Origin of the sequence: Parabacteroides chongii (genome assembly GCF_029581355.1) — a bacterium.
GTDB classification, from domain to species: Bacteria; Bacteroidota; Bacteroidia; order Bacteroidales; family Tannerellaceae; genus Parabacteroides; species Parabacteroides chongii.
The window spans coordinates 1580361-1607193 of sequence record NZ_CP120849.1 but is presented as its reverse complement, the minus strand read 5'-3'; the positions used below and the strand labels follow the sequence as shown (position 1 = coordinate 1607193).

The window sequence follows — 26833 nt, the reverse complement described above, 5'->3', positions numbered from 1 at the left end:
AACGCCTTGCGGTCTTATCCTATATGTTGGCGGCGAAAAGCTCCTGCCAATCGCCGTTTTTCTCAAATGTTATGCAAAGATAGCCAAATTCAGTGAATTACGGGCTATGATTGCTTGAATTTATATTTAAGTCCATACTCTTCAAGTTTGCTGTATAGTGTTGTCCTGCCTATGCCGAGCAGTTCTGCGGCGACACTCCGGTTGCCGTTTGCCTGTTTCAACGCACGCAATATCCGCTCCTTATCCTCCGCGTCATTGCGCAAGGCGAAGCTGACAGTAGAGGTCGGTTTCGTCACGGCAAGTTCCAGATGCTCTTTCATGACAACACCTTCCTGCGCCTGCAATACAGCACCCATAACTTTCTGCCGAAGTTCCCGCACGTTGCCCGGCCATGCGTGTGTCAGCAACGCTTTACGTGCTTCGGAACTGAACCCGCTCACGCTACACTCCAGCTCTCTGTTTGCCATATCACGGAAGAACTCTGCCAGCGGCATAATGTCTTCTTGACAGTCACGCAACGGAGGAACGGTTATCCCGAAGTCGTGCAGGCGGTACAGAAGATCCTGCCGAAAACGCTTTTCATTCACCGATACCTCCAAATCTTCATTGGTAGCAGCGATGATGCGGACATTGAAATTCCGGTCTGCCTTGTCTCCGACCGGGCGATACCGCCTCTCCTGTATGGCACGGAGCAACATCTGTTGGGTTTCCAACGCGAGGTTTCCTACCTCGTCCAGAAACAACGTGCCGCCTTCCGCCTCATGGAAATATCCTTTCTTGGCATTGTCCGCACCTGTAAATGCACCTTTGACGTGTCCGAAGAAAGCCGACGGTGCAAGCTCTTTGGAGAGTGAACCGCAGTCCACCGCCACAAATGGCTTGCCTGCACGTTTGCTCTTGTCATGCAACAGGTGGGCAATATGCTCCTTGCCCGTGCCGTTCTCACCAAATATCATCACGCTCATATCGGTGGCGGCTACCAGCCTTATGCGGTGCATGATTTTCTGAAAGGCGGAACCTTCACGGGCGAATATAGGCATACGGCGTTGTCCTGCCTGACGTTCTTTCAGTATGGAACGGATCAGGGGGACAAGTTTATCCTCCACAAGCTGTTTGGGAATATAGTCTATCGAGCCGAGTTTCATGCTTTCCACGGCGGTATTAACTTCGGCGTAGTCGGTCATAATGATGAAGGGCTGCATCTTTCCCTCCTTTCGCATCCAGCACAAAAGGTCTATGCCACTGCCGTCAGGCAGACGCAGGTCGGCAACCACGATATCATTATCTGTTGCCTGTTGCAGATGTTTCTTCGCGGTTGAGAGGTGGTAAGCCTTCATATTGCGGTAGCCCTCCCGTGACAGCATATTGCAGACATATTCGCAATACACGATGTTGTCTTCCACCACAATTATTTTTGTCTTATTCATCTTCGTATTTTCTCCTTTCCTCTTCTGCCAACCGTATTATTTCCACTCCCTTATCCAGCACGGCAGTCACGGCATGGCTTAACGCTTCACCATCCGGGAGAGCATCGCCACGAAGCAATCCGTAAAGTACATTCAGCGGTTGGTCGGCACGGAGCACCTCCCACGAACTGCGCAGGTGGTGGATCAGGGAATCCAGCTTTTGCAGGTCTTTTTCTTTTGCTGCATCCCGTACCGCCTGCATTTCCTTTTCTGTTTCAGTTATCAACTTTTCCAGCATGACGGCTTCATTGCCATAGGACAATAAGGCGGAAAAGTCCGGTTTCCCGTCCGGTGTCGCTTTTATGGCACACCTGTCGGAAACCTCCATCAGTTCCGATATGGAGAACGGTTTGAACAGGCATCCGGCAAAGCCTTTTGCCAATAGTTCCCCTTTGTTACAACTGCCCGAAGCGGTTGCCACAACCACCGGGATTGTTGGTGAATTGCCCACGTTGGACGAACGCAACAGTTCCAGCAATTCGAAACCGTTTATATCGGGCATATTCAAGTCTGTCAGCAACAGGCTGTATTCTTTCTGGCGTATCATTTCCATCAGTGCCGCAGCATCGGTGCAAGTGTCGCAGTGTATTCCTTCTTGGGAATACATCTCTTTCAGCATCAGAAGTAATACCTCATCATTGTCAATGGCGACAACATCATGGAATTTATTGTTATGATAAACAGGTGTATTGCTTGTATATCCAAGCTGTTCTTCAGCTTCCTGCATAGAAATTTCAACTGTGAAACGACTGCCTTTCCCTTTCTTGCTGTCTAAACGGATTGTTCCGCCAAGCATCGACACAATATTACGCATTATGGCAAGCCCAAGCCCGAAACCCTCCTTTGCGGCGGCATTTGATAGACGTTCAAACGCACCGAACGCTTGTTTCTGTTCCTCTTCTGTCATGCCTGTACCTGTATCTTCAACGACCAGTGTCAGAACTCCATTATCATATTCAGTAATCAAAGAAACACCGCCTTCTTCTGTGAACTTGACAGCGTTTGACAGCAGGTTATTCCCGATTTGTATTATTCGCTCTTTGTCGGTCAATACAATGGCATCGTGTCCAGTCTTCACGGACAAGGACAGCCCTTTGTTCACGGCAACAGGCATGAACTCCGTTTCAAGTGTGTGCGTGATTGCTGAAATCCGGCAGGGTGACAGACGGGGCTGTTCCTTGCCGTTGTCCAGGCGGAAGAAGTCAAGCAAAGTGTTAAGCATATCCCGCATACGGTCGGAGGATTGCAGTATGTTTTGGATATACTGCCCGGACTTATCCTCACACTGTTCTTTCCGTATCAGTCCGGCATAGCCTGTTATTGCTGTCAGCGGTGTGCGCAGTTCATGGGTGATAGTATGTACCGCCTTCTTCCTTGACGTTATCAGTGCCTCGTTCCGTTGTACGGATTGTTCCAGTTGCCTTATCAAATCAGTTGTCTTGTGCTTGTATTGTTTAATGCTTTTTGCATCACGATGTATGATGATGTAGGAAATTAACAACAATAGAAGAACGAATCCCATTAAACCGCCTACTTGCATAAATGACTTTTCACGCATGGCAACTATTTCGTTTTCCCGGCTTTGCAGTTCGGTTTGTACCTTTTCTTCTATTTGGCAAATCAATTCTTGCAGTTGTCTGTTAAGTTCTGCATTACGAGCTGCAAGGCTGTCGGCTTCTTCCGACAATTGGCGATCCTGCACTTTCTGTTCGCTGATTACGTTTCTATTGACCGAATGAAGGATAGTGGTTGATACTGCTGGAGTTACTTCCTTTTTTTTGCCGAATATGCCTAAGAAACCTTTTCGTTTTGGCTTTTTGGACTGTTCCTGCACACTTTTCTGTACAATAACCGGAATTTGATTGGCTATCTTCTTGTTAATAGATTGTTGTTCATCCATTAACCGGACTATCTGGAACATCTGTCGTTCCTTATCCTCTAAAAGACTGCGCACACTATCGATGCGCTCTGCTGGATAGGTGGCCTTGAAACGGCAGAGCATACTGTCCATTGCCATACGCCGTGCATGGTAATGCTCGATATCTTTATCGTTCCATTCCAGTATTGTTTCACCCAATAGAGAAAATTTTATCATTTGAATATTGATATTGTTTATTTCTTTTCGGAGCTCGTCTATTTTTTTATTGCCAAGTTCTAATGCTTCTATCTCCTGCCATTCATAGAGGCTATTATATGCCATACATCCGATAAGAATGGAGATAAGTATATATCCCAACCGTATTGCCTTATAGAAATTTCCTGACCGCTCCATTATTTTAATGACATTGATTTTTGGAACATGAATAAAAGTTTATCTTTTTCGTTCATGCGGATATTATCAGAATAACCGTCTTTTGTTATTTGATACCCACATGGCTTAACCATAAAAATGCCTAAGCCCTTAGTGTACGAACTTACTTCTGAGGCATAGTCTTTACTTGTATTTAATGGAACTTTCCCTTTAATATGACACCACTCATTATTACAACTGATGTCTTCAATCTCAGACATCAGTTTTTGCAAATCTGTAATAGCTTTGGAACTCGCTACTTGGGGTATCTGCAACTCAAAACAGAGCATCGGTTCGAGAATGTCCACACCTGACTGTTGCAAAGCCAGCCTGAAGACATAAGGGGTCAGCTGTCTGAAATCAGCAGGTGTACTTACCGGGCTATAATACTCGGCTTGAGTAAAAGTTACTTTCAGATCTGTCACTTCCCATCCATGTAAACCAGATTGGCAAGACATACGAATCCCTTCAAAAACGGCATTTTGAAAAGAATGGTTCAGATAACCATAGGAGATGTCACTTTCGATTTGCAACCCTGCCCCTAACGGTAAGGGTTCAAGAGTCAGCCCTATTGTGGCCCAGTAAGGGTTGGGTGGTACTTCGATCTGAATAATCTTATTGACCTTTTTTATAGGTCGTTCTTTGTAGATAGTCTTGATCTCATCAAAATGGACCTTTACGGAAAATCGTTCTTCCAGCAATGTCTGTATGATTTCCTTTTGGGTCAAACCATATAACGAGATTTCCAATTCATCACTATATGAGTTTATGGAAAAGGACAAAGACGGGTCTTCAATCCACAATGTATTCAGAGCGGATATCACCTTGCTTCTCTCTTCGGGCTTATTTGGCCGGACGGAGGATTTGAGAGCGGGATGCTGATGAGATAATCCTTGAATCAAACAAGGTTTAGCACCTAAATAATCTCCGATTCGAAAATCTTCTATATCTTCTACAATCGCGATATCATTGGCACCCACTTCATCAACATTTATCTCTCTGCCCTGATAAATAGTCTTTAGATTTTTAATCTTGATGAATTTTTCCGAATCGTTGATTCTTACAACGTCTCGAAGTCTCAGACTTCCGTCAATTATTTTAAGAAAACTTCTTTTATGCCCTTTGGGGTCATGCTCTATCTTATAGAGATAAGCTGAAAGTCTGTTTGAGACTGATGCCGGAGGAAGTATAAAAGAAGAAATGGCGTCCAACAACTCATTGATACCGATATTGAACATTGCTGATCCATGTAGCACCGGATAGACTTTGGCTTTTGCCACAAGAGCGATTATCGTATTCCAATAATCAGCCGGTGAAATTTCGCTATCCGCCAAATATCGTTCTAATATATCGTCGTCATGGTTGCATACAAATTCTTTGTATTCTTCCTTTATATATGTTTGGGAGCAAACCGGATAAACCGATCCATCGACAACAGTTTGCATAAACAGGACATCTTGCGACAGATTTGTTTTTATATCCATATACAAACGCTCCAAATTCACACCGGCACGGTCAATCTTATTGATAAATATAATTGTCGGGATTTGCAGCTTTTGTAAAGTACTGAACAGCAACTTTGTCTGCGCTTGTATGCCTTCCTTTGCGGATAAGATGAGGACTGCTCCATCAAGCATTTTGAATGTCCGCTCCACTTCCGCAATAAAATCCATGTGTCCCGGAGTGTCAATGATATTGCATTTCACTCCATTCCAGATAATAGATGTCGTAGAAGCCCGGACAGTAATTCCTCTACGTTTCTCTATATCCATAGAGTCCGTTATGGTGTCACCATTATCCACACGGCCGCACTTTTCCGTTGCTCCACTGGCAAACAGCAGATTCTCGGTTACGGAAGTTTTTCCTGCATCAATGTGAGCAAGAATTCCTAAATTTATAATATTCATTTGGATTAAGCAATAATATACTACAGTAGATGCATTGTCGAAACGCACCTTTTAATACCTCCTCGTAGCATATGAGAACTACAGGATTACTAACTCGTATTAATATGTATATTATTACTGCCGCATAACGATTACAAAATTACACGAAAATGCTGGAACAACCGAGAGAGATGGGAGAAATGACGCTAAAAGACTTTGTACCAATGTCGTTACGGTGTCAGATGAGGTCAAACCGAAAAAGCGGAAAATGCAAGGAAAAGCAGAATATAGCAGGAGAACGGTTTGCAAATCATTACCCAAGAAGATGTAAGATTTAATACATGTAGGACGCTATTGCACCGTTTGTCACCGTTTTGCGTAGCAAGGTTTAACTCGTTGATATTTAACTTTGCAAACAAAAAAACGAGTATGGCAAGAAGTACATTCAAAGTGCTGTTCTACGTGAACGGCAGCAAGGAGAAAAACGGTATTGTCCCCATCATGGGACGAGTGACAATCAACGGTTCTGTGGCGCAGTTCAGTTGCAAGCAGACCATCCCGAAAGCGCTTTGGGATGCGAAGGGCAACAGAGCCAAAGGCAAGAGTATTGAAGCGAGGGACATTAACCACGCTTTAGACAACATCAAGGCGCAAATCATCAAGCACTACCAGCGCATTTCAGACAGAGAGGCGTATGTTACGGCAGAAATGGTGCGCAATGCCTATCAAGGAATCGGCAGCGAGTATGAAACACTGCTTGGAGCGTTTGACAAGGACAACGCAACGTTTCAAAAGCGTGTGGGGACGGACCGTGTAAAAGGAACTTACATGGCAAGGGTTCGTGCAAGAAACCATGTGGCGGCATTCATCAAGGCTAACTACAAGCGAAGCGACCTGTCTATGCTTGAACTGACACCCGACTTCATCAAGGAGTTTGCCGTTTTCCTTTCCACCGACAGAGGATTGCAGAATGGCAGTATATGGACTAACTGCATGTGGCTGAAAGGTGTGGTCATGCGTGCGCACTTCAACGGACTAATACCGAGAAATCCGTTTGCGCAGTTCCATATAAGCCCTAACATAAAGGATCGTGAGTATCTGACGGAAGAAGAACTGAAAACATTGATGACACACGAATTTGCGGATGCCAAACTTTCCTACATCCGTGACATCTTTGTCTTTGCCAGCTTTACCGCACTGTCATTCGTGGATGTCAAGGGACTGACCACCGATGATATAGTGGAGGTGAACGGAGAGAAGTGGATATTATCCAAACGGCACAAGACCAAAGTCCCGTTCCAAGTGAAACTGCTTGACATCCCTTTGCAGATTATCAAGCGTTACGAGGAGTTCCAAACGGACAAGTCCGTTTTCCCGAATCTGAACTATTGGTCTATATGCAAGCCATTGAAAAAGATGATAAAAGAGTGCGGAATCACAAAGGACATCTCATTCCATTGTGCGAGGCATGGGTTCGCAACCCTTGCTCTAAGCAAAGGTATGCCGATTGAAAGCGTCAGCCGTGTGTTAGGACATACGAACATCGTTACAACCCAACTCTATGCGAAAATAACCACGCAGAAGATAGACCACGACCTTACAATGTTCGGTGACAAACTGAACCAATCTTTTGGGAACACAACAATGGCATAGGGCTATGGAAAGAAGTACCATCACAATAGACGAGTTCGGCAATGTTATTTTGCCAAATGACACAACCGATGTATGGATGAACGAATCCGAGTTGTTGGATTTGTTCGGTGTCACCGCCCCGACCGTTCGGGCAGGGATAAAGGCTCTTTGCAAAAGTGGCGCATTGAGGGAGTACGAGATAAAGCGTACCATACGCCTATCCGACAAGTGCAGCATGGAGTTTTACAACCTTGAAACGATAATTGCCCTCGCTTTCCACTTCGGCACATTCGGAGCAAAGCGGGTGCGCAATGCCATCATGAAAAGGCTGTACTTGCGAAAAAGAAACAAACCATCTTCTTTTCGTTGGGCAATGCCGAAATAGTCAAGCCCAAATACCTCTCGTAGATTGGGATGAGAGACTGACGTAATGCAGTCATTAAATCTGTACGTCAGCACAACAATACGACAGATACTCTGATTTTTTCTCCCGAAAAGCGAAATCCGACCATTCGCATTTCGGGAGTTTTTTTGTCTTTCCAATCCGACTCCATTGACAAACCTTTGAAAGTTTTTGTTCCGAGGGGCTTTTTTCTATATTCTGCTGTATTTTGCGTAACAACCTATTCATTAAATGATTATACTTTTGTGGCTGGTATTTTTCAAACTTAAAACCATTTGATTATGTCAGCTAACAAACAACAAGACAGCCACAAGCCGCCATCAGATGGCAGCGTGGCAAAAGAAGAGTTCATCCGAGTGGGAACATCGCTCTACAAGATTGTGGAGCAGCCGAGACTGAACGGAGGGTATGTAAAGAAACGCATCGCGTGGAACAACGAGACCCTGCGCCAAGACTATGGCAAGGACTACATCGGCAGCGTTCCCAAGTATGACGGTTTCTGCACCGTACCCGAACACATCGGCTACCGCCCTGTGGTCGGTAAGTTCCTTAACCTCTATGAACCGATAGACCACCGACCAAAGGAGGGTGATTTCTCGCACATCCAATCATTGATACGGCACATCTTCGGAGAGCAATACGAGTTGGGGATGGACTATCTGCAACTGCTCTACCTGCAACCCATCCAAAAGTTGCCCATCCTGCTGTTGGTATCTGAAGAACGCAACACAGGCAAGAGTACGTTTCTCAACTTTCTGAAAGCCCTTTTTCAGAACAATGTCACGTTCAACACCAACGAGGATTTCCGCAGCCAGTTCAATTCCGATTGGGCAGGAAAGCTCCTCATCGTGGTGGATGAGGTGCTGCTCAACCGCAGGGAGGACAGCGAGAGGTTGAAGAACCTCAGTACAACCCTATCCTATAAGGTGGAAGCTAAAGGCAAAGACCGTGACGAGATAGCGTTCTTTGCCAAGTTCGTGCTATGCTCCAACAACGAGTATCTGCCCGTAATCATAGATGCAGGAGAAACACGCTATTGGGTACGCAAGATTGAACGCTTGCAGTCCGATGATACCGACTTTCTGCAAACTGAAAGCGGAGATACCCGCTTTTCTTCATTTCCTGCAACACAGACAGCTATCCTCCGAAAAGGAAAGCCGTATGTGGTTTGCCCCATCCTTGCTGCATACAGAAGCCTTACAGAAGATAATCCGCAGCAACCGCAACCGATTGGAGATAGAGATGCAAGAACTTATCCTTGACATCATGGATAGTGTTGGTACGGATACTTTCTCTTTCTGCTACAACGACCTTCTTCTTTTTGCTGGTACACTCACAGGTAAAGGTGGAGAAGCACCAAGTCCGTAAGGTATTGCAGGAGTGCTGGAAATTAACTCCTGCACCGAATACGCTTACTTACAACACCTATCAAGTGGACTATACCCGAGAGTGCCGCTATTCTCCCATACGGAGGATAGGACGGTTTTATACCGTAACAAGAGAACAGTTGACAACACTCTGATTATTTTGATAAAATGATGAATAAGGATATAACTACACTGATATATAAAGGTTTGTACTCTCATCAAACATTCATCAAAAACATCTTACTGATGAAAAAGGAAACAGGTCAGGCAGACCATACGCTATATGGCAAATGATGATTTTCTCTTTTGGTAAGTGCTTTGATGAAACTATGATGAGGATGTATAATATTGTTATCCAATAGTTTGTCATACACATTCATCAATTCATCGGTTTTACAATCATCATCAAACCATAGGAAAATTATGAACATACAGGAAGTAAAGAACATACGCATTGCAGACTATCTGCAAAGTTTGGGCTATACGCCCGTCAAACAACAAGGCAACAGCCTTTGGTACAAATCACCGTTGAGAGAAGAAAAGGATGCCTCTTTCAAGGTAAACACCGAGCTTAACAAGTGGTACGATTTCGGACTTGGCAAGGGCGGCAACATCATCATCGCATTGGCAGAGGAACTATACGCAACCGACTATGTGCCTTACTTGCTCAATAAGATAGCGGAGCGAGTACCGCACATCCGTCCCGTATCTTTCTCTTTTCGCCAGCAGTCATCCGAACCGAGTTTCCACCAGTTAGAGGTGGGAGAACTTACCCATCCTGCATTGCTCCGTTACTTGCAGGAAAGGGGCATAAACACCGACTTGGCAAGATTGGAATGTAAGGAACTGCACTTCATCCATAACGGCAAGCCCTATTTCGCCATCGGCTTCCCGAATGTGGCTGGAGGGTTTGAAGTGCGCAACCGTTTCTTCAAGGGCTGCATCGCACCGAAGGACATCAGCCATATATGCCAGCAGGAGAACCGAGAGAAAAATGCCTAGTGTTCGAGGGTATGATGGACTACCTGTCATTTCTTACGTTGCGGATGAGGAACTGCCCGATCATACCCAACCTTGATGGGCAGGATTACATCATCCTTAATTCGATTGCCAATGTTTCCAAAGCCATAGACGTGCTGCATAGGTACGAGCGCATCCATTGCCTGTTTGACAATGACGAGGCAGGAAGAAATGCCTACTTGACTTGGCGAGAGAGTTCAGTGGTCGCATCTGCGACTTCTCCGACAACTACAACGGACACAAAGACCTGAACGCTTACCTGTGCGACAAGCCCATGTCCCAATCGGAAAAACCGATAACGGAGAAGAAGCAAGTCCAATCCGCAAGGCGGATGATACAGCCACCGAAAAAGAAAGGGTTGAAGATGTAAGGGGATGCTTGCAGCGGTACGGATATTTACCGATGGAAAATACCGTAGCTTATTAGGGAATTTTCCGAGCCGCATTGCAAGCAACGCTGAAAATTCCCCAATAAGCCAAAGAGGTTGCACCTCTCTGGACTCTCCAAGACCAACGGCAACAGCCGTACATAAGCAATAATCAAACGATGTTTCACAAGCAGAATAAGAAAGGAATTATATATGGGATTCGTAGTATTACACATGGAAAAGGCGCACGGTTCCGACAGCGGAACGACCGCCCACATCGAGCGTTTCATCATACCGAAGAACGCAGACCCCACACGCACACACCTTAACCGAAAACTCGTCACATACCCCGATGGAATAAAAGACCGCACGGCAGCCATTCAAAAGAGATTGGAGGAAGCAGGACTGACACGCAAAATCGGGAACAACCAAGTTCGGGCTATCCGTATCAATGTGTCGGGAACGCACGAGGATATGAAGCGTATCGAAAAGGAGGGCAGACTTGACGAATGGTGTGCCGACAATATGAAATACTTTGCCGACCTGTTCGGCAAGGAGAATATCGTGGCTGCACACCTGCACAGGGACGAGGAAACGCCACACATACATATTACCCTCGTTCCGATTGTCAAGGGAGAGCGCAAGCGCAAGAAACGTGAGGAACAGGTAAAGAAGCGGTATCGAAAGAAACCAACCAATGCCGTCCGCCTGTGTGCCGATGATATCATGACACGCTTGAAGCTGAAATCCTACCAGGACAGTTATGCCATAGCGATGGCAAAGTACGGTCTGCAACGTGGCATAGACGGCTCACAGGCTCGTCACAAGTCCACACAGCAGTATTATCGAGACATACAGAAACTTGCTGACAGCTTGAAATCGGAAGTGGTGGATTTGCAGGAGCAGAAAACCGAAGCGGAGCAGGAACTCAGACGAGCCAAGAAAGAGGTGCAGACCGAGAAACTGAAAGGCGCAGCCACCACAGCAGCGATCCACATTGCAGAAAGTGTCGGTTCTCTTTTCGGAAGCAACAAAGTTAAGATTTTGGAACGCAGAAACGAGGATTTGCAAGACCGCATCCTCGAACTTGAAGAAGAAGCTCGACACAGGAACAGCAACAGGCAAAGCACATACAGGAGATAACGGATGCTTACGAACAGCGGCACCGCAAGCTGTCCGAATTCGTGGATTATGTCAAGCACTATTTCCCGTATGTGGAGAAGCTGATGCCAACCATCAAATTTCTGCGTGATACGCTGAACTTTGGCGATGCTCTCATCAGAAAGTTATGCACGTTCAAGGATGTTTCCATCAAAGGGGAACTCTATTCTTGTGAGTTTAACCAGCATTTCAAGGCAGACAAAACGATATGCTCACTGAAAGAGGACAAGGAGGGGAATTTCAACCTCCACATAGACGGAGTTTCACATGTCAGTTGGTTCAGACGGAAGAAAGAGGAGTTTATTGAGAAGCTGAGACCACAAGCAAGGAGACAAAATCGGGGTATTAATTTGTAAATCAAAATAAAGTCCGTGATAGTTGAATGACATATCACGGATTTTTTATACTTTTGTATTCGGATTGGGGCAACCCTTTTCAAAGACATACGAGAAAAAGAAGAAGCGTTATGCTTATCTTGTACTTGAAAACGTAGGAAATTTTCAATCTGAATACAAGGATAGCATAGTGGTTCTCACGCTATAGCGTGGGCTGCTATTGTTACATCTGTATTCAAGGTTTCCTACGACCTTCAAGTAAGAGTGTGGCATACGGTTCACGCTTATTTTTAACAATTTAAACGTATCTAATTATGAGAGTATTAAAGAGAACAAGTGTATGTTTAAAGTGCATACTTGTCTTAACATTACTATTGTCTGTGCCAACCTACACAAATGCTCAACTAAAAAAAGTTGCTAAAATCGAGAAAGTGAAATCTTTTACAAATGGTTCTGTGGCGCTAAATAAAACAATTATAGATGAAGTAGAAGTGTATTCTGTAACTTTACCTAATAATTCAAAATATCATCAACCAATCGTTTTTTTTCTTGGCAGTAAAGATGAGATGATTAAAAATTTGAAAGACCTATCAGAAGCCTTAGAGACAGGAACAAAGGGTGAGGTCTTTGATTTTACGGTATGTGGAAAAAAATACCAACTTTCTTTTAGTCGTTCATTAGGACAAAAGTGCTTCAAAATCACGGGAGCCTATAAATGTATCAAGCGATTATGGTCGTTTTTTCAAAGCAACGATGGATGACATATTAGAATATATAGAAAACAAAAATTGATTAGCAGTCTAAAAGTATGAGCGATACAAAGCTTTTGTCATTATCAGAAATATTCAACAATAAAATTTTTCGTATTCCTGATTTTCAACGTGGCTATTCTTGGGAAGAACGCCAGTTAGATGACTTTTGGGAAGATATCCAAAACCTTAGCCCCAATAAAATACATTATATTGGATTATTGACAGTAGAACCAATAAATGCAAATGAGGTATCCAATATCGAAAAATGGAAAGATGATTTATGGCTTCTCAAAAAGGGCTGTCCGCATATTATGTAATAGATGGACAGCAGAGATTGACTACTTTAATTATCTTATTGCATGAAATTTTATGTACGTTTAATGACAATGAAGGCATTAATTACGGACAAAAGAGTGAATGGATAGACCGTTTTTTGTATCGTTCTTACAACCAGCTATATAAGTCTTTTGTATTTGGATATGAAAAGGATAATCCAAGCGATGAGTATTTCAAGACAAAGATTTTAGAACAAGAATCCTCTGCTGCAGACAAGTATCCCGAAACATTGTATACAGCAAATCTTATGTTTGCAAAAGAATATTTCAAAAATAGACTTAAGTCATTGAGTAAAGAGGATAAAGAAGCTATCTTTGATAAGGCAATAAACAGGTTGAAATTCAATTATTATGAAATAGATGACTCATTAGATGTATATGTAACATTTGAGACAATGAACAATAGAGGAAAAGATTTGTCTCATTTGGAACTACTAAAAAACCGTCTAATATATTTGTCCACTTTATTACATGAAGATGATGAAACAAAAGGACGATTAAGAACAGATATTAATGAAACATGGAAAACCATATATGAATATTTAGGTAAAAACAAAGATAATCCATTAGATGATGATGACTTCTTGTTTAATCATTGGATAATGTATTTCACATACGATAGAAGTCAATCTGATGTGTATGCCGAGTTTTTACTTAAGAAAAAATTCACCGCAAAAAATGTATTAAGTGGGAATATCTCAATTAAAGAAATAAGTAATGATAAAAAATAAACTGCCCGTAAGATACACGGGACAGCATTTTACTATAGATAAAGTGCTGATAGATGATGCAATTAAAATTGCGAAAATAAATGAATCCGACACTGTTATAGATATTGGTGCCGGAAAAGGATTTTTGACTGTTCATTTAGTTCGTCAATGCACAAATCTAATTGCAATAGAGAATGATAAATCGCTATTGTCCATTCTAAAAAACAAGTTTTCTAACAACACGAATGTCAAAATTATTGATTGTGATTTTAGATGTTACACCATACCAAAAAGAAATTTTAAAGTTGTGTCTAATATCCCTTTCAGAATAACTTCTGAAATTTTAAAATCCTTGATGTTTGATAGTGTTGAGCATTTTATGGGTGGTTCATTGATAATGCAACTTGAACCTGCCCAAAAGTTATTTTCAAAAAAAGTTTTCAATCCATATATTGTGTTTTATCATACTTTTTTTGATTTAAAACTTATGTATGAAATATCTCATGAGAGTTTTTTGCCACCACCAAAAGTCAAGTCAGCACTTTTAAAGATTGAAAGAAAAAAAATGTCAATAAGTTATGAATTGAAAAGAAAATATCTGAATTTTCTCACTTTCTTGTTGCAAAAACCCGATTTGCCAGCCAGAACTGTATTAAAGACAATATTCAGAAAAAGTCAAGTCAGAGTTATTGCTGATAAATATGGAATAAATCTTAATTGTCAAATTGTTAGTTTGGCTGCAAAACAATGGGAATGTTGTTTTTTGGAAATGTTGGAGAGAGTTCCTGAAAAAAACCATCCCTCTTAATTGTTAGTTGATTAGAGTCTGATTCAGTAAAACAAAATTATTTTTTTTACTGAATCAAGATTAACTGTTTAATACACCATTTTAGTCATTAAGTAACTTCTATTTTACTTCCATGTAATATCCACAGGATTGCGTCTCGGAATAGAAGTTATTTTATAACTTGAATATCCAAATAGCATTGGACAAGCCGCTTTACGTTCTTCTGGTATTGATAACAAATCCTTTAATGGTTTATAATTGTCTATAGCCAACTTTACGAATCCAGCCCAACATGTACCGATACCAAAAGCGGGCGCAGCAATATCAAAATGAGTCAAAGCAATAATTGCTTCGGTAGGGTCATCAATTGGCTCAATAGGAACATGTGCAAAAAGTAAATGGGGAGCATTATGGCAAATCAAATCCAAACCACTATCCCAAGTTGAAATTATTGCAGGTACATAATCTGCTAGAGGATGTGATGTGTTTTGAATAGTTCGCATCCAATCAACGGTTAAACTTGCAACACGATTTACCTCTGATGGTTTATGAATAACAATCCATTTTACTGGTTGTCCATTCCCTCCAGATGGAGCATAACGGGCTATATCAATAACTTTAGCAATTAACTCTTTATTAACTGTCTTTGAAGAATAATGTCTCACAGAACGTCGACTTTTTATATACAATGCTATATTCTGTGGTTCAATCTGACTATCCAAAAAAGACGTATTAATTTTTTCGTCAAGAAGGAAATCTAAGGTAAGAGCCTTCTGTGCACAAAAAGACTCACAATGACCACATTTTAAACAATAATCCAATTTTTCTTCAGGTATGGTTGGATAATTTAAGGCTGTCGATTTATCAATGATTCCCATTACACATACAGTTGCGCAAGTATTGCATTTAGAACATGTTTTTCTGTCTATAAGAATTTGTGGCATTTTTGTCTCCTTTAAATTTTATTCATTCTTGAGTTCAAGTTATAAATGCAACTTTTAAAGAAAAGGATTAATAGCTGCATAAGTAATATTTTTTTCAGAGAGAAAAGAGAGACAATTCCCTCTGTTCTCTGCTGAATGGATAAATGTTACTATCTTTGTTTTTATTGTCCGTCCAAAGAAATAAAAGTTGTAGATGAGTAAACATATAACCGAAAAGCAAAGGTATGCAATTTCTAAGATGTTGCAAGTTCCGATGAGTAAAAAAGATATAGCTGAAGCTATTGGAGTTGATAGGAGTAATATTTATAGAGAAATAAAACGCAATTGCGATAGTCGTAGTGGAAAATACAACCCTGATCTTGCCCAAAGAAAGGCAGATAAACGTAAGGTTGAAAAGAAGCGAAAGGAGGTATTTACACAAGCTATGAAGAAGCGTGTAAAAAAGCTTCTACGAAAGGACTTGAGCCCAGAGCAGATAGTGGGCAGAAGCCAAGTAGAAAATATAGCTATGGTATCTCACGAAACTATATATTGTTGGATATGGCAAGATAAACGACAAGGTGGGGATCTTCATAAATCTCTTAGAAGGCAAGGACGCAAATATTCAAAGCGTGGTTCTAAAAACGCAGGTAGAGGATTTATTCCGAATAGAGTGGAGATTGATCAGCGACCTTCAATTGTAGAGCAAAAAGAAAGATTTGGTGATTTAGAGATAGATACAATTATTGGAAAGAATCACAAAGGTGCTATTCTAACCATTAATGATAGAGCAACAAGCAGAGTATGGATACGTAAGCTATCAGGGAAAGAAGCCATCCCTGTAGCAAAGATTACAGTATGGGCATTACGAAAAGTAAAAAACTTAATACACACAATAACGGCTGATAATGGAAAAGAATTTGCAAAACACGAGGATATAGCACAAAAATTAGATATTAATTTCTATTTTTGTAAGCCATACCACTCTTGGGAGCGTGGTGCCAATGAAAATACTAACGGTCTTATCAGGCAGTATATCCCAAAGGGTACGGACTTTAGTGAAGTAACCAACAAGCGTATTAAATGGATTGAAAACAATCTAAATAATAGACCTCGTAAAAGACTTGGATACCTCACACCAAACGAAAAATTTAAACAAATTATTAATATGAATTCCGTTGCATTTGGAACTTGAATTCAGCATATAAAAAATTATATCGACAGCCTATCTAAGTGTGTAAAACAATGGTTCTACATATTTAACATCCAATATTCTAACCATTCAGATAGAATAAAAGAGCACATTCAGAAGTTAGAACGAGTTGGCTGGGGTGCTTTCCCTCCAATGATAATGGCTGTATTTACCAAAGAAACCAATGAGGATTTAATTTGGAATTTTTTAGATGCTTGTGAAAGATTCAATTTCTTGGTTTTTGCTGTATCACACCGTTCTTCAAATACGCAAAATAGCAATCTTTACAGAAAGACAAGAGAGTATTATATGGGACAGTTGGATATAGAAACAATTACGGCAGATATTGACTTTTTGACGGATGGGGAAGACGATGAAAACTATTATGGATGGTTTGATTTGGAAAGATTCAAAAATCATATAAAAGAACTATTCTCAAAAATGATAGAGAAGGCTTTTATTCATGGAGCGGACTTAGGTATTTTCTCTATGAATATGAATTGTACCTACAAGACAATGCTAATATGAAAGTCTCTTGGGAGGACTTTAACAAGAGAAAGAAAGAGGATACAATTGAACACATATACCCACAATCACCTAATGATATTTATTGGAAAAATCGTTTTGGGCATCTTAAACCTTCAGAAAAACGTCAGTATTTGAATTCTTTGGGAAATCTATTACTATTAAATCGTTCTAAAAATCAAAGTTGCAGAATTACGATTTTGACAAAAAGAAATGTCTGCTAAACAAAGACGGAAAAGAAATAGGATACTATAATGGCTCGTATAGTGAAATTGAAGTTTCTAAACATAAAGAATGGACTCGAGATGAAATAAAGAAGCGTGGTTTGTTGATGCTGCAATTTATGGAGGAACGGTGGAAATTTAGTTTTGATAATTGGAATATATCAAAAGAGGATATTCTATTTCCTTAACTGACAATTATTGATAATTATTGGGGTGGACATTTGCTGTTTCCACCCCAATATCATATATTTGCACCACGAGCTATTGCTTTGAAGCAAAATGAGGAAGAACGCAGCAAATGTCACAGTTGCCAAGTCATTACCTCAAAATTGGGTAATTCTCTCAAAGTCCTTTGTATAAGGAACTAACAAAGGTATTCCAAAGTTACACAAAAAAATATATCTAACAAAAGTGGGAGGATTTTTTAACTTTTTACCATAGACATTTTATTAGGGAAGCGTAGGTTCAACTGGCAAGTACAAATAAGTAGAAATGTTTGAACAACACCGTTTTAGGAAGTTGAAAAATCAAGTTTCTCTCTCGGTATAGCGTTTATTTTGGCCAATATCTTCTTTAGTTTAGCATTTGTGTATTTCCCATTCGTGTTCTATTTAGCTCCTTATTATGAGTATGTAGCAAGTTACTTATCAAATTCAGCCTCTTTGAGGGTCAAATATGGTTTTGCAAATGGTGACTGACAAGACATAAACAAGGTCAGCAGGAATTTTTTACATAAATGGACATGAATGTATATAACCTAAAATAAGAATAAATTTTAATAAGGGCTGCCCAAAAAGAAAAAAATGCAGTTGCCATCCTATAGATACTTGCAGAAAGGATAAAATTTACTTTTAGACCTTTTGGGATAGCCCTTATTAATACTTCAGATAAAATTCCTTAGGTTATATTTTCAATCCTTTGGACCGGGTTTCCTCCTTGGCATACAGTCCCGGACGCCCGATTATGACATGGTTGGCAACGATACTATCCGCCGGACTGCGTATCTGCGGCGGTGCATTTTCGGGATATTGCGCCTGCCTGTTCCTCACATCTTCCGCTTCCGGCTTGAGCTGTTGCCCTTCATTCTCCTTTTCTGCGACTTCGGGCGTGGGTGGCGCAAGCTCCAGCTGAATTTTTCGGTCAAGGGCGGCAAGTTCGGACTTCAACTGCTTCAGCTCGTCCTCCTTCTTCCACACCTTACCCGCTATCTCCTGTAACTGCGGTATCTCCATCTCCAGCACCTCGTTCTTCGCCTTGTACTGGTCGATGATGGAGGGTATCCTCTCCATCGCGTTGAGGAAGTTGCGGGCGGCGGCCAACGGGTCAGCCATCGCCAGATGCCCGTTGTTGTAGGTGTACTTGTAGTTCCCCTCGACCACGAAGCGGTTGTCGGTGAACTCCATCCCTCTTTGAGTATCCTTTCGCTCACCACCTTTATCGGAAAACCGTAAAGTTCACCGACCTGCGTGTACAACCCTCCGGTCGTGGCATTCTTGGCTATCTCCTGCAAACGCTTTCCGATGACCTTCTCATCGGCGGAATCCACTCCGTCCACCTTTATTATATTAAGGCGGTTGCCCTCCTTGTCGGTCTGCACCACCGACAGGAAGCGGTTCCAGTCCTCCGTCATGGCATCTATGAAAGCCGTGTTGTTGCGCAACTCGCCGGTCTTTGACTCCAGCTTGAACTCCGAATCACGCTTGCCCTTGTTGAACGACTTGCGTTCCCCTTCGAGCGATGCGATCCGCTTTTCCAGTTTCGCCTTGTCCAACAGGTCGGTATTGCCGGAGAGCAACGCCATGTATTCCGAGAAATTCATGCCCGATTTTTCGTCCATTGCCCCCTCGTCGATGGTACGCGCACCCATCGCACCGCTTTTGAGCTGGCTTATGAAAGTCTGCTTGCAGTGCAGGAGGTTGAACTTGTAGCTGTCCAGTGACTTCTCCACCGCGTAGATGATTACATCCACGTTGTTCCCGGCGAAATGTTTGGCAATCTCATTACCTGCCCTAACTCCGCGTCCGTCACGCTGTTGCAAGTCGGACGGTCGCCACGGCGTATCGAGATGATGGATAGCCACACACCGTTTCTGGGCGTTCACACCCGTTCCGAGCATAGAGGTAGAGCCGAACAGCACACGCACCGTCCCGGCGTTCATGGCGTCTATCACCGCCTTCCGCGCCTTGTCGGTCTTGCACTCCTGAATGAAGCGCACCTCGCTTGGCGGTATACCGTAGTCCTCCGTCAGTTTGCGCTTGATTTCCGAATAGACGTTCCACCCGTCGCCCGGCTGGTATGTCCCCAAATCAGAGAAAACGAACTGCGTGCCTTTCTGGGCGTCGTATTTTTGATAATACTCCGCGATCATCTTGGCACAGTGACTCGCTTTGTTGTCGGGATGATCTTCGTAATTCGGGTCTATCATGCGCATGTCGAGTGCCATTTTCCGGGCATAGTCCGTGGCGATGAGCATCTTCGCCTTTTCTTCCGTTTCCGAAAGCGGCAGCCTGCCCAACAAGGTGGCATCGCCCGTCTTGGCGAACTGCATCAGTTTCTGTATGAAGTCCTCCTGTTCCGGCGTGGGCGGTATATGGTGCAGTATCTCGTTCTTGGCAGGACGGTCAACGCCCACATCCTCCGCCGTGCGGTAGTCCGTGATTTCATTATAGAAGGCGGCAAGCTCCGGCACTTTGATGAAGTAGCGGAAACGCTCCTTCTGGACCACATTGTTCGTCACGTTAAATTCAAAATCCGTCGTCTTCTTGGCAAATATCGCCGCCCAAGCGTCGAAACACCTTATGTCCTGCCGTTCCAGCTCCTTCGGGCGCAGGTACTTGAACAGCAGGTACAATTCAGTCAGTGAGTTGCTGATAGTCGTGCCGGAGAGGAAGGTCGCACCCAAGTCTTTTCCTGTGCGCTCCTGTATGGTGCGTATGGCAAAGAGCATGTTAAGTGCCTTCTGGCTTCCCTCGCTGTTTCCCAATCCCGCCACACGGTCGTGGCGCGTGTTGAAAGTCAGATTCTTGAACTGGTGGCTCTCATCTATGAAGATGTGGTCGATGCCCATCTGCTTGAAATCCACCACGTCGTCCGTGCGTGACTTTATGGCGTGTTCCACCTTCTCCAGCTTCGCTTCAAGGTTGTGCTTGCGCTTCTCCAATCCTTTCAGCATCGCCCGCGACACGTTCTTTCCCTGCTGCCGTAGCACTTCGAGGTTTTCCTCCACCGTGTCAAGCTCTGCTTGCAGGATGCGCTGCTGCAATTCCGGCGACTGCGGTATCTTGCCGAACTGGTCGTGCGACATGATGACGCAATCGTAGTCGTTGTTCTTTATATTATTGAAGAAGCGCACACGGTTGGCGGTCGAAAAGTCCTTCTCCGAAGCGTACAGAATACGTGCGTTGGGATATGCCGCCTGATAGGTGGCTGCAATCTCCGCAACGTTGGCTTTCAGCCCGATAATCATCGGCTTGTGTGCCAAATTCAGACGCTTCATCTCATGCGCGGCGATGCACATTATCAGCGTCTTACCGGTTCCCACCTCGTGGTCGCAAATTCCGCCGCCGTTCTGTTTCAACATCCAGACGCAATCCATCTGTGAGGGATAGACGCTCTTGATACCCCGGCTTGCCAGCCCTTTCAGGTTGAGGTCGGGAAAGGTCTGATGGGAGCCGTCGTAGCGCGGGCGCACGAAACAGTTGAACTTGCGGTTATACATCGTCACAAGCCGCTCCTTGAACTGCGGCGACTGCTCTTCGAGCCATTCGGAGAAGCCGTTTCGTATCTCGTCAATCTTGGCGTTGGCGAGTTGTATTCCCTCGCTGTCGCGCATCTTGATGTCGTTGCCATGCTCGTCCTTGCCGATGGACTTCATCATGTCAGGGCAGGTGTTGTGCAGGGCGTGTTTTAGGAGGTGCATACCGTCATAGTTCCGGTAATACCCCTTCACGAGAAACTCGTCCGTGATTTTCATGGTGCGGTAGCCGCACACCACCGAAAACTCGTCCATGCTTGCGGAATAGGCGATTTTCACCTCCGTGTCGAACAGCCGGCTCATGTAGGCGGCATAGACACCCGCCGGAATCCAGCGTTCCCGAAATTGAAGTCCGGATCCTCGAAGGCGATGCGCTGCGGCTCGGCATCTTTCAGAGCCTCCAACGCCTGCTTCACCTCCGGCATACGCTCATTTTCGGGATTGTCACCCATCCATGCCTCTATGCGTTCCGCTTTCTCTATGACATTTCCGGCGATGAAACGGTCTTTGATTTCGTAACCGGTCACGAGCGGATTGTAGTAGATGCGCCCTTGCAGGGCAGTGAGCAAATCCTCCGCCGTGCTGTCGGTTATCTCCCGCATATAGTCGAGATTGACCGTACCATATTTGTTGAGCGACGCAGACAGGGCTTCTTCGGGAGAGCCTACGTTGGCATGGCTCTCCACCGCGAAGGAAACAGGATGCTCGAAGATGTCCGCCTTGACGAACTTTCCGTTTTCCATCCGTTCCAGCGAAAGGATGTCGCGCCCGCCCGCATCCATCATCACTAACTTCACGTTCTGCTTGGCGTTGAGGTTGCCGTAGCGCATGACAAACTCATCGTAACAGGTATTCAGATGCTCTCGCCACGGAACATTTGCCTCGCGCCGGAGCGATTCATAACGGTACAGACGCTCGTAGGCGTCACGCAGCGACACATACAACAACGCCTTTTCCTTCTGGTATCCTTTCAGGTCGAGCGGCTGGAATGTCGCCCCGTATGGCGTGATGTCTTTCAGGTAGCCGATGTTATGACGCCCCCGGTCAGCCACCAGCGACCCTTCGCGCAGGTGCATCTCCGGCGTGCGGTGGTAGGCACGCGGAGAAAGGTCCACGACTTCCTCCTTCGGCTTTTCCGCTTCGATGTCGGGGAAAAGGAAAGTCCCCACCGCTTCCGATGGGGTATCTGTAACGGCAGGTGCGGCGACTGCCTCCGGCTGTGTTTCCTCCTGTCGTCGCTGCTCACGGGAAGTTTCCGGCACGGCTTTCACTTCCGTCTTTTCCGCCACTTGTTTCTCGTTATGCTGCCTTGCCAGTTCCCGAAGTTCTTTCCTACGCTCCGGCGTCAAACCCATCATCATTTCATAGAAACCGTTGATGGGAGGATTGGTATCCCAGTCCAGTGTGGCATAGATGTCGTCCGGGTCGGCAGGCTTGGCGGTGTTCTCCGCTTTCACCTCCTTATTCTCCATTGCGGGTTTTGCAGTTGGAGCTGTCGGTGTAACCGTGACTTTCGGTTTGGGCGGAGTGGACTTTGCCGTAACTGCCTTTTTCACCGTCTTTTTCTTTTTGGAGGTTTTCGGTTGGCTGACCTCTTCCGTCATCCCCCAGAGGTCAAGCAGGGTGAGCTGCACGCCTGCGGAATATTGCGGGCGCGGTTCTATCTCCGGCTTTTCATCTGCGGGTTGCGGCTTTTCTGTCGGAGTTTCCACCGTCTGCGCCGAGGATACTGTTTCCAATTTTATGGCAGGACGCTCTACTTTATTTTGAACGGCAACTTTTCTTCCGTTCCTGCCTGCCGGATTGAACCCGAATACAAGCGCATGGCAAGCCTGTAATGGAAATCCTCGTCGAGCATACGGCGCAAATCCCCGGCGATGCCTGCTGCCTTGCCCTCGTGCAGATAAACCATAGCGGGCTTCCCGTAGGGGTCTGTGTCAAGTTTCGCCATCGTATGCACGATGCGTTCCGGGTGGTGGATGAAATAGGCGTTGTCGGTCAGGGCGGTTTTCGTGTCCGTCTGTATCACGGTCATCAGCCGCTCGTCCTGCGACATTTCCTTCTTGCTGAGGTTCTTTTGCAGGACAATCAGGTCACTGCCCACCTCCGTGCCCGCGTTGTCCGTGAACAGGTTGTTGGGCAGGCGTATCGCGGATACCGGATTGGCCTGACTGAACAGCTCGTTACGCACGGAGGTCTTGGTGCTATTCAATACCCCTTGCGAGGTGATGAACGCCACGATACCGCCGTCACGCACGGCATCCAGTCCTTTGAGAAAGAAATAGTTGTGGATGGTTTTCTGGGCGGAGCGTCTGCCGAAAGAGTCGCTCCGCTGAAACTCCGCGTCGAACACGGCAATGTCACCGAACGGAATGTTGGACACCGCCAAGTCGAAATAATTGTTGAACGGTCTTTCGATTTTCTCAAAACCGCAGGTGCGCATTTTCTGGTCGGGATAGAGATGCCTCAAGATTGTACCCGTGAGCAGATCCTTCTCGAAAGCCATCACATCCGCATTGGGGCTGTGCCGCAGCATGGAATCCACGAACACGCCGACACCTGCCGACGGTTCGAGCATACGGGCGGGGCGGACGCTGTAATCTGCCAGCACGTCCGCGATGGTGTCGGTTATCTCTTTGGGGGTGTAGAAAGCGGTCAGCACGGACGCTTTCAGCGAATCCACAAACCGCTTGTACTCTGTTTCGTCCTTGCTGTTCTCACGGATAAGCCTGTGCAGCTCCACCGTCGGGGCGAACAGTTCGAGGTCGGATTTCGCCCACCGGACGGCATCCGTCAGTTCCTTTGCAGGGTTGAGGATACATTTCAGACCGCCGAAACCGCAGTACCTTTGAAGTATGGCACGCTCTTCGGTTGTCGCTGTCCTATTTTCCCTGTCAAGGATGAATGCCGTCCGTATCGCCTCGATGTTGTCCCGCAGTTTCTGTTTGCGGTTAAACGCCATATTCGTCTAAGTAAAGGACGGTTGCTCCCGTCAGCTCCGTGTAGAGCAGGTCGTAATCGGAAGACAGGGCGAAATTGTCATCCGAGAGGTCATAGACGGAGAACACGTTGCCGACAAGCGGCAGCAGTTTCAGGACAAAGGCTTCACGCTTCTCTTCCGGCACTTCATCGGCAAACTCGTTTTCCACGACTTCGCGGAGGATGGCGTAACGGGAATAATGCAGCCCGCGCAGCAGCGTGTCCATCGCCAGTTCCTGCGCACCATCGGCGGGATAGCCTTCAAGCCGTGCCCTCTCATACGTTTCGGCGGCACGGTCGGCCCGTTCCCGTATGAAAGCGGTGTCGTCAGCCTGTTCAAACTTGTTCGTGCGGAGATAGTCCAGCAGGTACAGACCGTAATAGGAAAAGTCGGTCTGACCCTCGTTTTTCTTCTTGTTGTTCATTACTTTGGATTTAGCGGATTGATAATTAACGGGATAATCGGTTGGAAAAAGGAAGAAAAAGGCACTCGGTATCCCTCCGAGTGCCACCACTAAATCCAAAGTATGAGTGTAATCCGGTATCGAAGAACAATTCATTACTCTGAACAAGTGGCAAAGTTAATACTATTTCTTCCGTCCTGAAAATTTCTTGTCCTTTTTAGCCTCCGGGAACACAAAAGTCGTGTTATATTCCCCGTCAAAGGCGACAACAGCATCGAAACTCTTGCCCTGTTTGCTCTTGAACCCTTTGAGCAGCTTGGTATGCCCTTCGGTGAGCAGGTCTTTGATTTCATCGTCGGACAGGGTGCGTCCCGCTTTCAGCCGGAACACGGGCAGTCCGCACTCCGTGTTGTCGCAGCGTACCACCTTGCCGTAGAACCGCATCCTGCCCGTGCCACACTTGGGACACGCGCAGCCGGAGTCACGGCTGCCGAAGAGCTTGTCGCACGAGATCAGTTCGGAGGTTATCTCACGTGTGTACGCCTCTATCTCCTTGCGGAAGGTGTCGTCGGACAGTTCCCCGCGCTCGATACGCGCCAGCTCCTTTTCCCATTCGCCCGTCATGGCAACATCGGCGATGCGCATCGTCTTGACGACGGAATTGAGGGCAAGTCCTTTTTCGGTGGGAACAAGCGACTTCTTGCAGCGTTCCATGTAACCGCGCTTGAAAAGCGTTTCGATGATGGAGGCGCGTGTGGCGGGAGTACCGATGCCACAGTCCTTCATCGCCTGCCGCAGTGCGTCGTCCTCAATTTCCTTGCCCGCCGTTTCCATTGCCGAGAGCAGGGTGGCTTCGGTATGCAGCGGCTTGGGTTTGGTCTTTCCTTCGGTAATGGACGAGCCTTTCGGTGTCAGCGTGTCGCCTTCCTGCCAGCCGGGGATGGTAATTTCCTCTTTTTCCTCGCCATAGACGGCACGCCATCCGGTTTGCTTCACGACGCTGCCTTTTACGGTAAACTCCACTCCGGCACATTCCGCCGTGACAGTGGTCACATCCTTGACGCATTTCTCAGAGAATGCCTCGACCATGCGCCCGGCAATCATCTGATAGATGGTATTGTCCTCTTTGGAGAGGAAGAGCGGTTTCTCACCCGTGACGAGCAGGGCATGGTGGTCTGTCACCTTGCCGTCGTCCACGCTGCGGCGTGTCGGGGCGGCTTTTGCCCGCACCTTGTCTTTCCATTCGGGCTGTGTGCCGATGAAAGCGAGCAGTTTGGGAATTTCGGCAAACACGTCTTCGGGGATGTAGCGGCTTCCCGTTCTCGGATAGGTTATCAACTTCTTTTCGTAGAGTTTCTGCGCGATTTCAAGCGTCTGTTCCGCCGTGAAGCCGTGCTTGGCGTTGGCTTCTTTCTGGAGCGTGGTCAGGTCGTAGAGCAAGGGAGTTTCCTCCGTCTTCTCCTTGCGCTCGGCTTTCGTGACAGTGGCGCAACCTGCCGCCTTTACCTTATTATATAGTTCCATCGCCGGTTCTTTCTCTTTCCATTTCTCGGAGGATGAGAATTTCACGACTTCGCCGTCGCAACCGTCCGTTGCGATATGGAGCTGCCAGAATGCTTCGGACGTAAAGCGGCGGTTCTCCCAGTAGCGTTCACATACCATAGCCAACGTTGGTGTCTGCACCCGCCCCACGGAATACGTGCCGTGTCCGGCGGCGATGGATAACGCCTGTGTGCCGTTGATGCCCACGAGCCAGTCGGATTCGCTCCGCGCTTTGGCGGCGAGGTAGAGGTTGTCGTATTTGCTGCCGTCTTCGAGTTTCCGCAGTCCCTCGCGGATAGCTTTGTCGGTGAGAGAGCTGATCCACAGGCGCACGAAAGGAGTGGTGCAACCCGTATAGTGGTAGAGGTAGCGGAAGATAAGCTCTCCCTCGCGTCCGGCATCGGTCGCCACGATGATATGTTCGCTTGTGTCGAACAGTCTTTTGATGACTTTTATCTGCGACACCACGCCGCTGTCGGGCTTGTAACCTTTCTCCGTCCTGACCTGACGGGGGACGAGCGTGAATGTGTCGGGAATAATCGGGAGGTTGTCACGGACAAATCCGCGCACGCCGTAGCCGTCGGGCATGGCAAGCTGAACGAGGTGTCCGAATGCCCATGTCACGGCATAACCGCCTCCCTCGAAATATCCTTCCTCTCTCTTTGTCGCGCCCACGATGCGGGCGATTTCACGTGCCACGGAGGGCTTTTCTGCAATGATTGTCTTCATGTCTTCTTCTTTTTTGTTGATACTTTGGATTTTATTTTGGATTCAGTGGC

At 45.6% G+C, this 26833-nt stretch carries 16 protein-coding genes and 4 pseudogenes; 13 read left to right on the top strand and 7 right to left on the bottom strand.

The window, feature by feature from the left end; genetic code table 11:
- Nucleotides 1-104 precede the first annotated feature (104 nt).
- From P3L47_RS06105 to tet(Q), 3 genes are read right to left on the bottom strand one after another with little or no spacing between them, the layout of a single operon-like run.
- On the bottom strand, nucleotides 105-1427 hold the full coding sequence (locus tag P3L47_RS06105) for a sigma-54-dependent transcriptional regulator (protein ID WP_004291471.1): 1323 nt from the start codon (nucleotides 1425-1427) through the stop codon (nucleotides 105-107).
- Nucleotides 1420-3738, bottom strand: a complete 2319-nt coding sequence (locus P3L47_RS06100; RefSeq protein WP_094582190.1) for a hybrid sensor histidine kinase/response regulator — start codon at nucleotides 3736-3738, stop codon at nucleotides 1420-1422. Before P3L47_RS06100 ends, P3L47_RS06105 begins: the two co-directional genes overlap by 8 nt.
- Nucleotides 3738-5663, bottom strand: a complete 1926-nt coding sequence (tet(Q), locus tag P3L47_RS06095; RefSeq protein WP_004291466.1) for a tetracycline resistance ribosomal protection protein Tet(Q) — start codon at nucleotides 5661-5663, stop codon at nucleotides 3738-3740. Before tet(Q) ends, P3L47_RS06100 begins: the two co-directional genes overlap by 1 nt.
- A 408-nt stretch (nucleotides 5664-6071) precedes the next feature.
- On the opposite strand from tet(Q), the gene P3L47_RS06090 reads away from it, so the two are divergent.
- From P3L47_RS06090 to erm, 10 genes and pseudogenes are all read left to right on the top strand, one after another.
- Nucleotides 6072-7295 carry a site-specific integrase gene (locus P3L47_RS06090; protein WP_117748429.1) on the top strand — a complete coding sequence of 408 codons (1224 nt, stop codon included), beginning with the start codon at nucleotides 6072-6074 and terminating at the stop codon, nucleotides 7293-7295.
- A gap of 4 nt (nucleotides 7296-7299) precedes the next feature.
- Nucleotides 7300-7659 (top strand): virulence RhuM family protein, encoded by a 360-nt coding sequence (locus P3L47_RS06085; RefSeq protein WP_277783021.1) that lies wholly within the window; start codon nucleotides 7300-7302, stop codon nucleotides 7657-7659.
- Between the two features lie 299 nt (nucleotides 7660-7958).
- Nucleotides 7959-9199, top strand: a pseudogene (locus P3L47_RS06080) (primase-helicase family protein).
- A gap of 268 nt (nucleotides 9200-9467) precedes the next feature.
- A pseudogene (locus P3L47_RS06075) lies at nucleotides 9468-10434 on the top strand (toprim domain-containing protein).
- Between the two features lie 210 nt (nucleotides 10435-10644).
- Nucleotides 10645-11582, top strand: a pseudogene (gene mobV / locus P3L47_RS06070) (MobV family relaxase); the annotation flags it as partial.
- A 33-nt stretch (nucleotides 11583-11615) separates the two neighbouring features.
- The gene (locus tag P3L47_RS06065) at nucleotides 11616-11948 is read left to right on the top strand and encodes a hypothetical protein (RefSeq protein WP_277783671.1); all 333 of its coding nucleotides are present in this window, start codon (nucleotides 11616-11618) and stop codon (nucleotides 11946-11948) included.
- A 293-nt stretch (nucleotides 11949-12241) separates the two neighbouring features.
- The gene (locus P3L47_RS06060) at nucleotides 12242-12688 is read left to right on the top strand and encodes a hypothetical protein (protein ID WP_277783020.1); all 447 of its coding nucleotides are present in this window, start codon (nucleotides 12242-12244) and stop codon (nucleotides 12686-12688) included.
- Between the two features lie 47 nt (nucleotides 12689-12735).
- Nucleotides 12736-12996 (top strand): DUF262 domain-containing protein, encoded by a 261-nt coding sequence (locus tag P3L47_RS06055; protein ID WP_277783019.1) that lies wholly within the window; start codon nucleotides 12736-12738, stop codon nucleotides 12994-12996.
- Nucleotides 12960-13745 (top strand): DUF262 domain-containing protein, encoded by a 786-nt coding sequence (locus P3L47_RS06050; RefSeq protein ID WP_277783018.1) that lies wholly within the window; start codon nucleotides 12960-12962, stop codon nucleotides 13743-13745. The genes P3L47_RS06055 and P3L47_RS06050 overlap by 37 nt, the downstream gene beginning before the upstream one ends.
- Nucleotides 13732-14532, top strand: a complete 801-nt coding sequence (gene erm, locus P3L47_RS06045) for a 23S ribosomal RNA methyltransferase Erm (protein WP_118158801.1) — start codon at nucleotides 13732-13734, stop codon at nucleotides 14530-14532. The genes P3L47_RS06050 and erm overlap by 14 nt, the downstream gene beginning before the upstream one ends.
- Nucleotides 14533-14636: 104 nt before the next feature.
- On the opposite strand, the gene P3L47_RS06040 is transcribed toward erm, so the two are convergent.
- Nucleotides 14637-15389 (bottom strand): nitroreductase family protein, encoded by a 753-nt coding sequence (locus P3L47_RS06040; RefSeq protein WP_225883635.1) that lies wholly within the window; start codon nucleotides 15387-15389, stop codon nucleotides 14637-14639.
- 259 nt (nucleotides 15390-15648) lie between these two features.
- On the opposite strand from P3L47_RS06040, the gene P3L47_RS06035 reads away from it, so the two are divergent.
- The 3 genes from P3L47_RS06035 (at nucleotide 15649) to P3L47_RS06025 (ending at nucleotide 17375) form a co-directional block, all read left to right on the top strand.
- Entirely contained in the window at nucleotides 15649-16629 is a 981-nt protein-coding gene (locus P3L47_RS06035) for an IS30 family transposase (RefSeq protein ID WP_004343809.1), read from the top strand.
- A gap of 156 nt (nucleotides 16630-16785) precedes the next feature.
- A complete protein-coding gene (locus tag P3L47_RS06030; RefSeq protein ID WP_277783017.1) occupies nucleotides 16786-17154 on the top strand; it encodes a hypothetical protein in 369 nt (122 codons plus the stop codon).
- The gene (locus P3L47_RS06025) at nucleotides 17127-17375 is read left to right on the top strand and encodes a GmrSD restriction endonuclease domain-containing protein (RefSeq protein WP_277783016.1); all 249 of its coding nucleotides are present in this window, start codon (nucleotides 17127-17129) and stop codon (nucleotides 17373-17375) included. Before P3L47_RS06030 ends, P3L47_RS06025 begins: the two co-directional genes overlap by 28 nt.
- Nucleotides 17376-18277: 902 nt before the next feature.
- Here P3L47_RS06025 and P3L47_RS06020 read toward each other — a convergent pair.
- The 3 genes and pseudogenes from P3L47_RS06020 to P3L47_RS06010 form a co-directional block, all read right to left on the bottom strand.
- Nucleotides 18278-24091: pseudogene (locus P3L47_RS06020) on the bottom strand (N-6 DNA methylase).
- Nucleotides 24081-24668, bottom strand: coding sequence for a DUF1896 domain-containing protein (locus P3L47_RS06015; RefSeq protein ID WP_004291461.1), 588 nt, complete (start codon nucleotides 24666-24668; stop codon nucleotides 24081-24083). The pseudogene P3L47_RS06020 and the gene P3L47_RS06015 overlap by 11 nt, the downstream one beginning before the upstream one ends.
- A 27-nt stretch (nucleotides 24669-24695) precedes the next feature.
- Nucleotides 24696-26783, bottom strand: coding sequence for a type IA DNA topoisomerase (locus tag P3L47_RS06010; RefSeq protein ID WP_004291456.1), 2088 nt, complete (start codon nucleotides 26781-26783; stop codon nucleotides 24696-24698).
- Nucleotides 26784-26833: the final 50 nt, after the last annotated feature.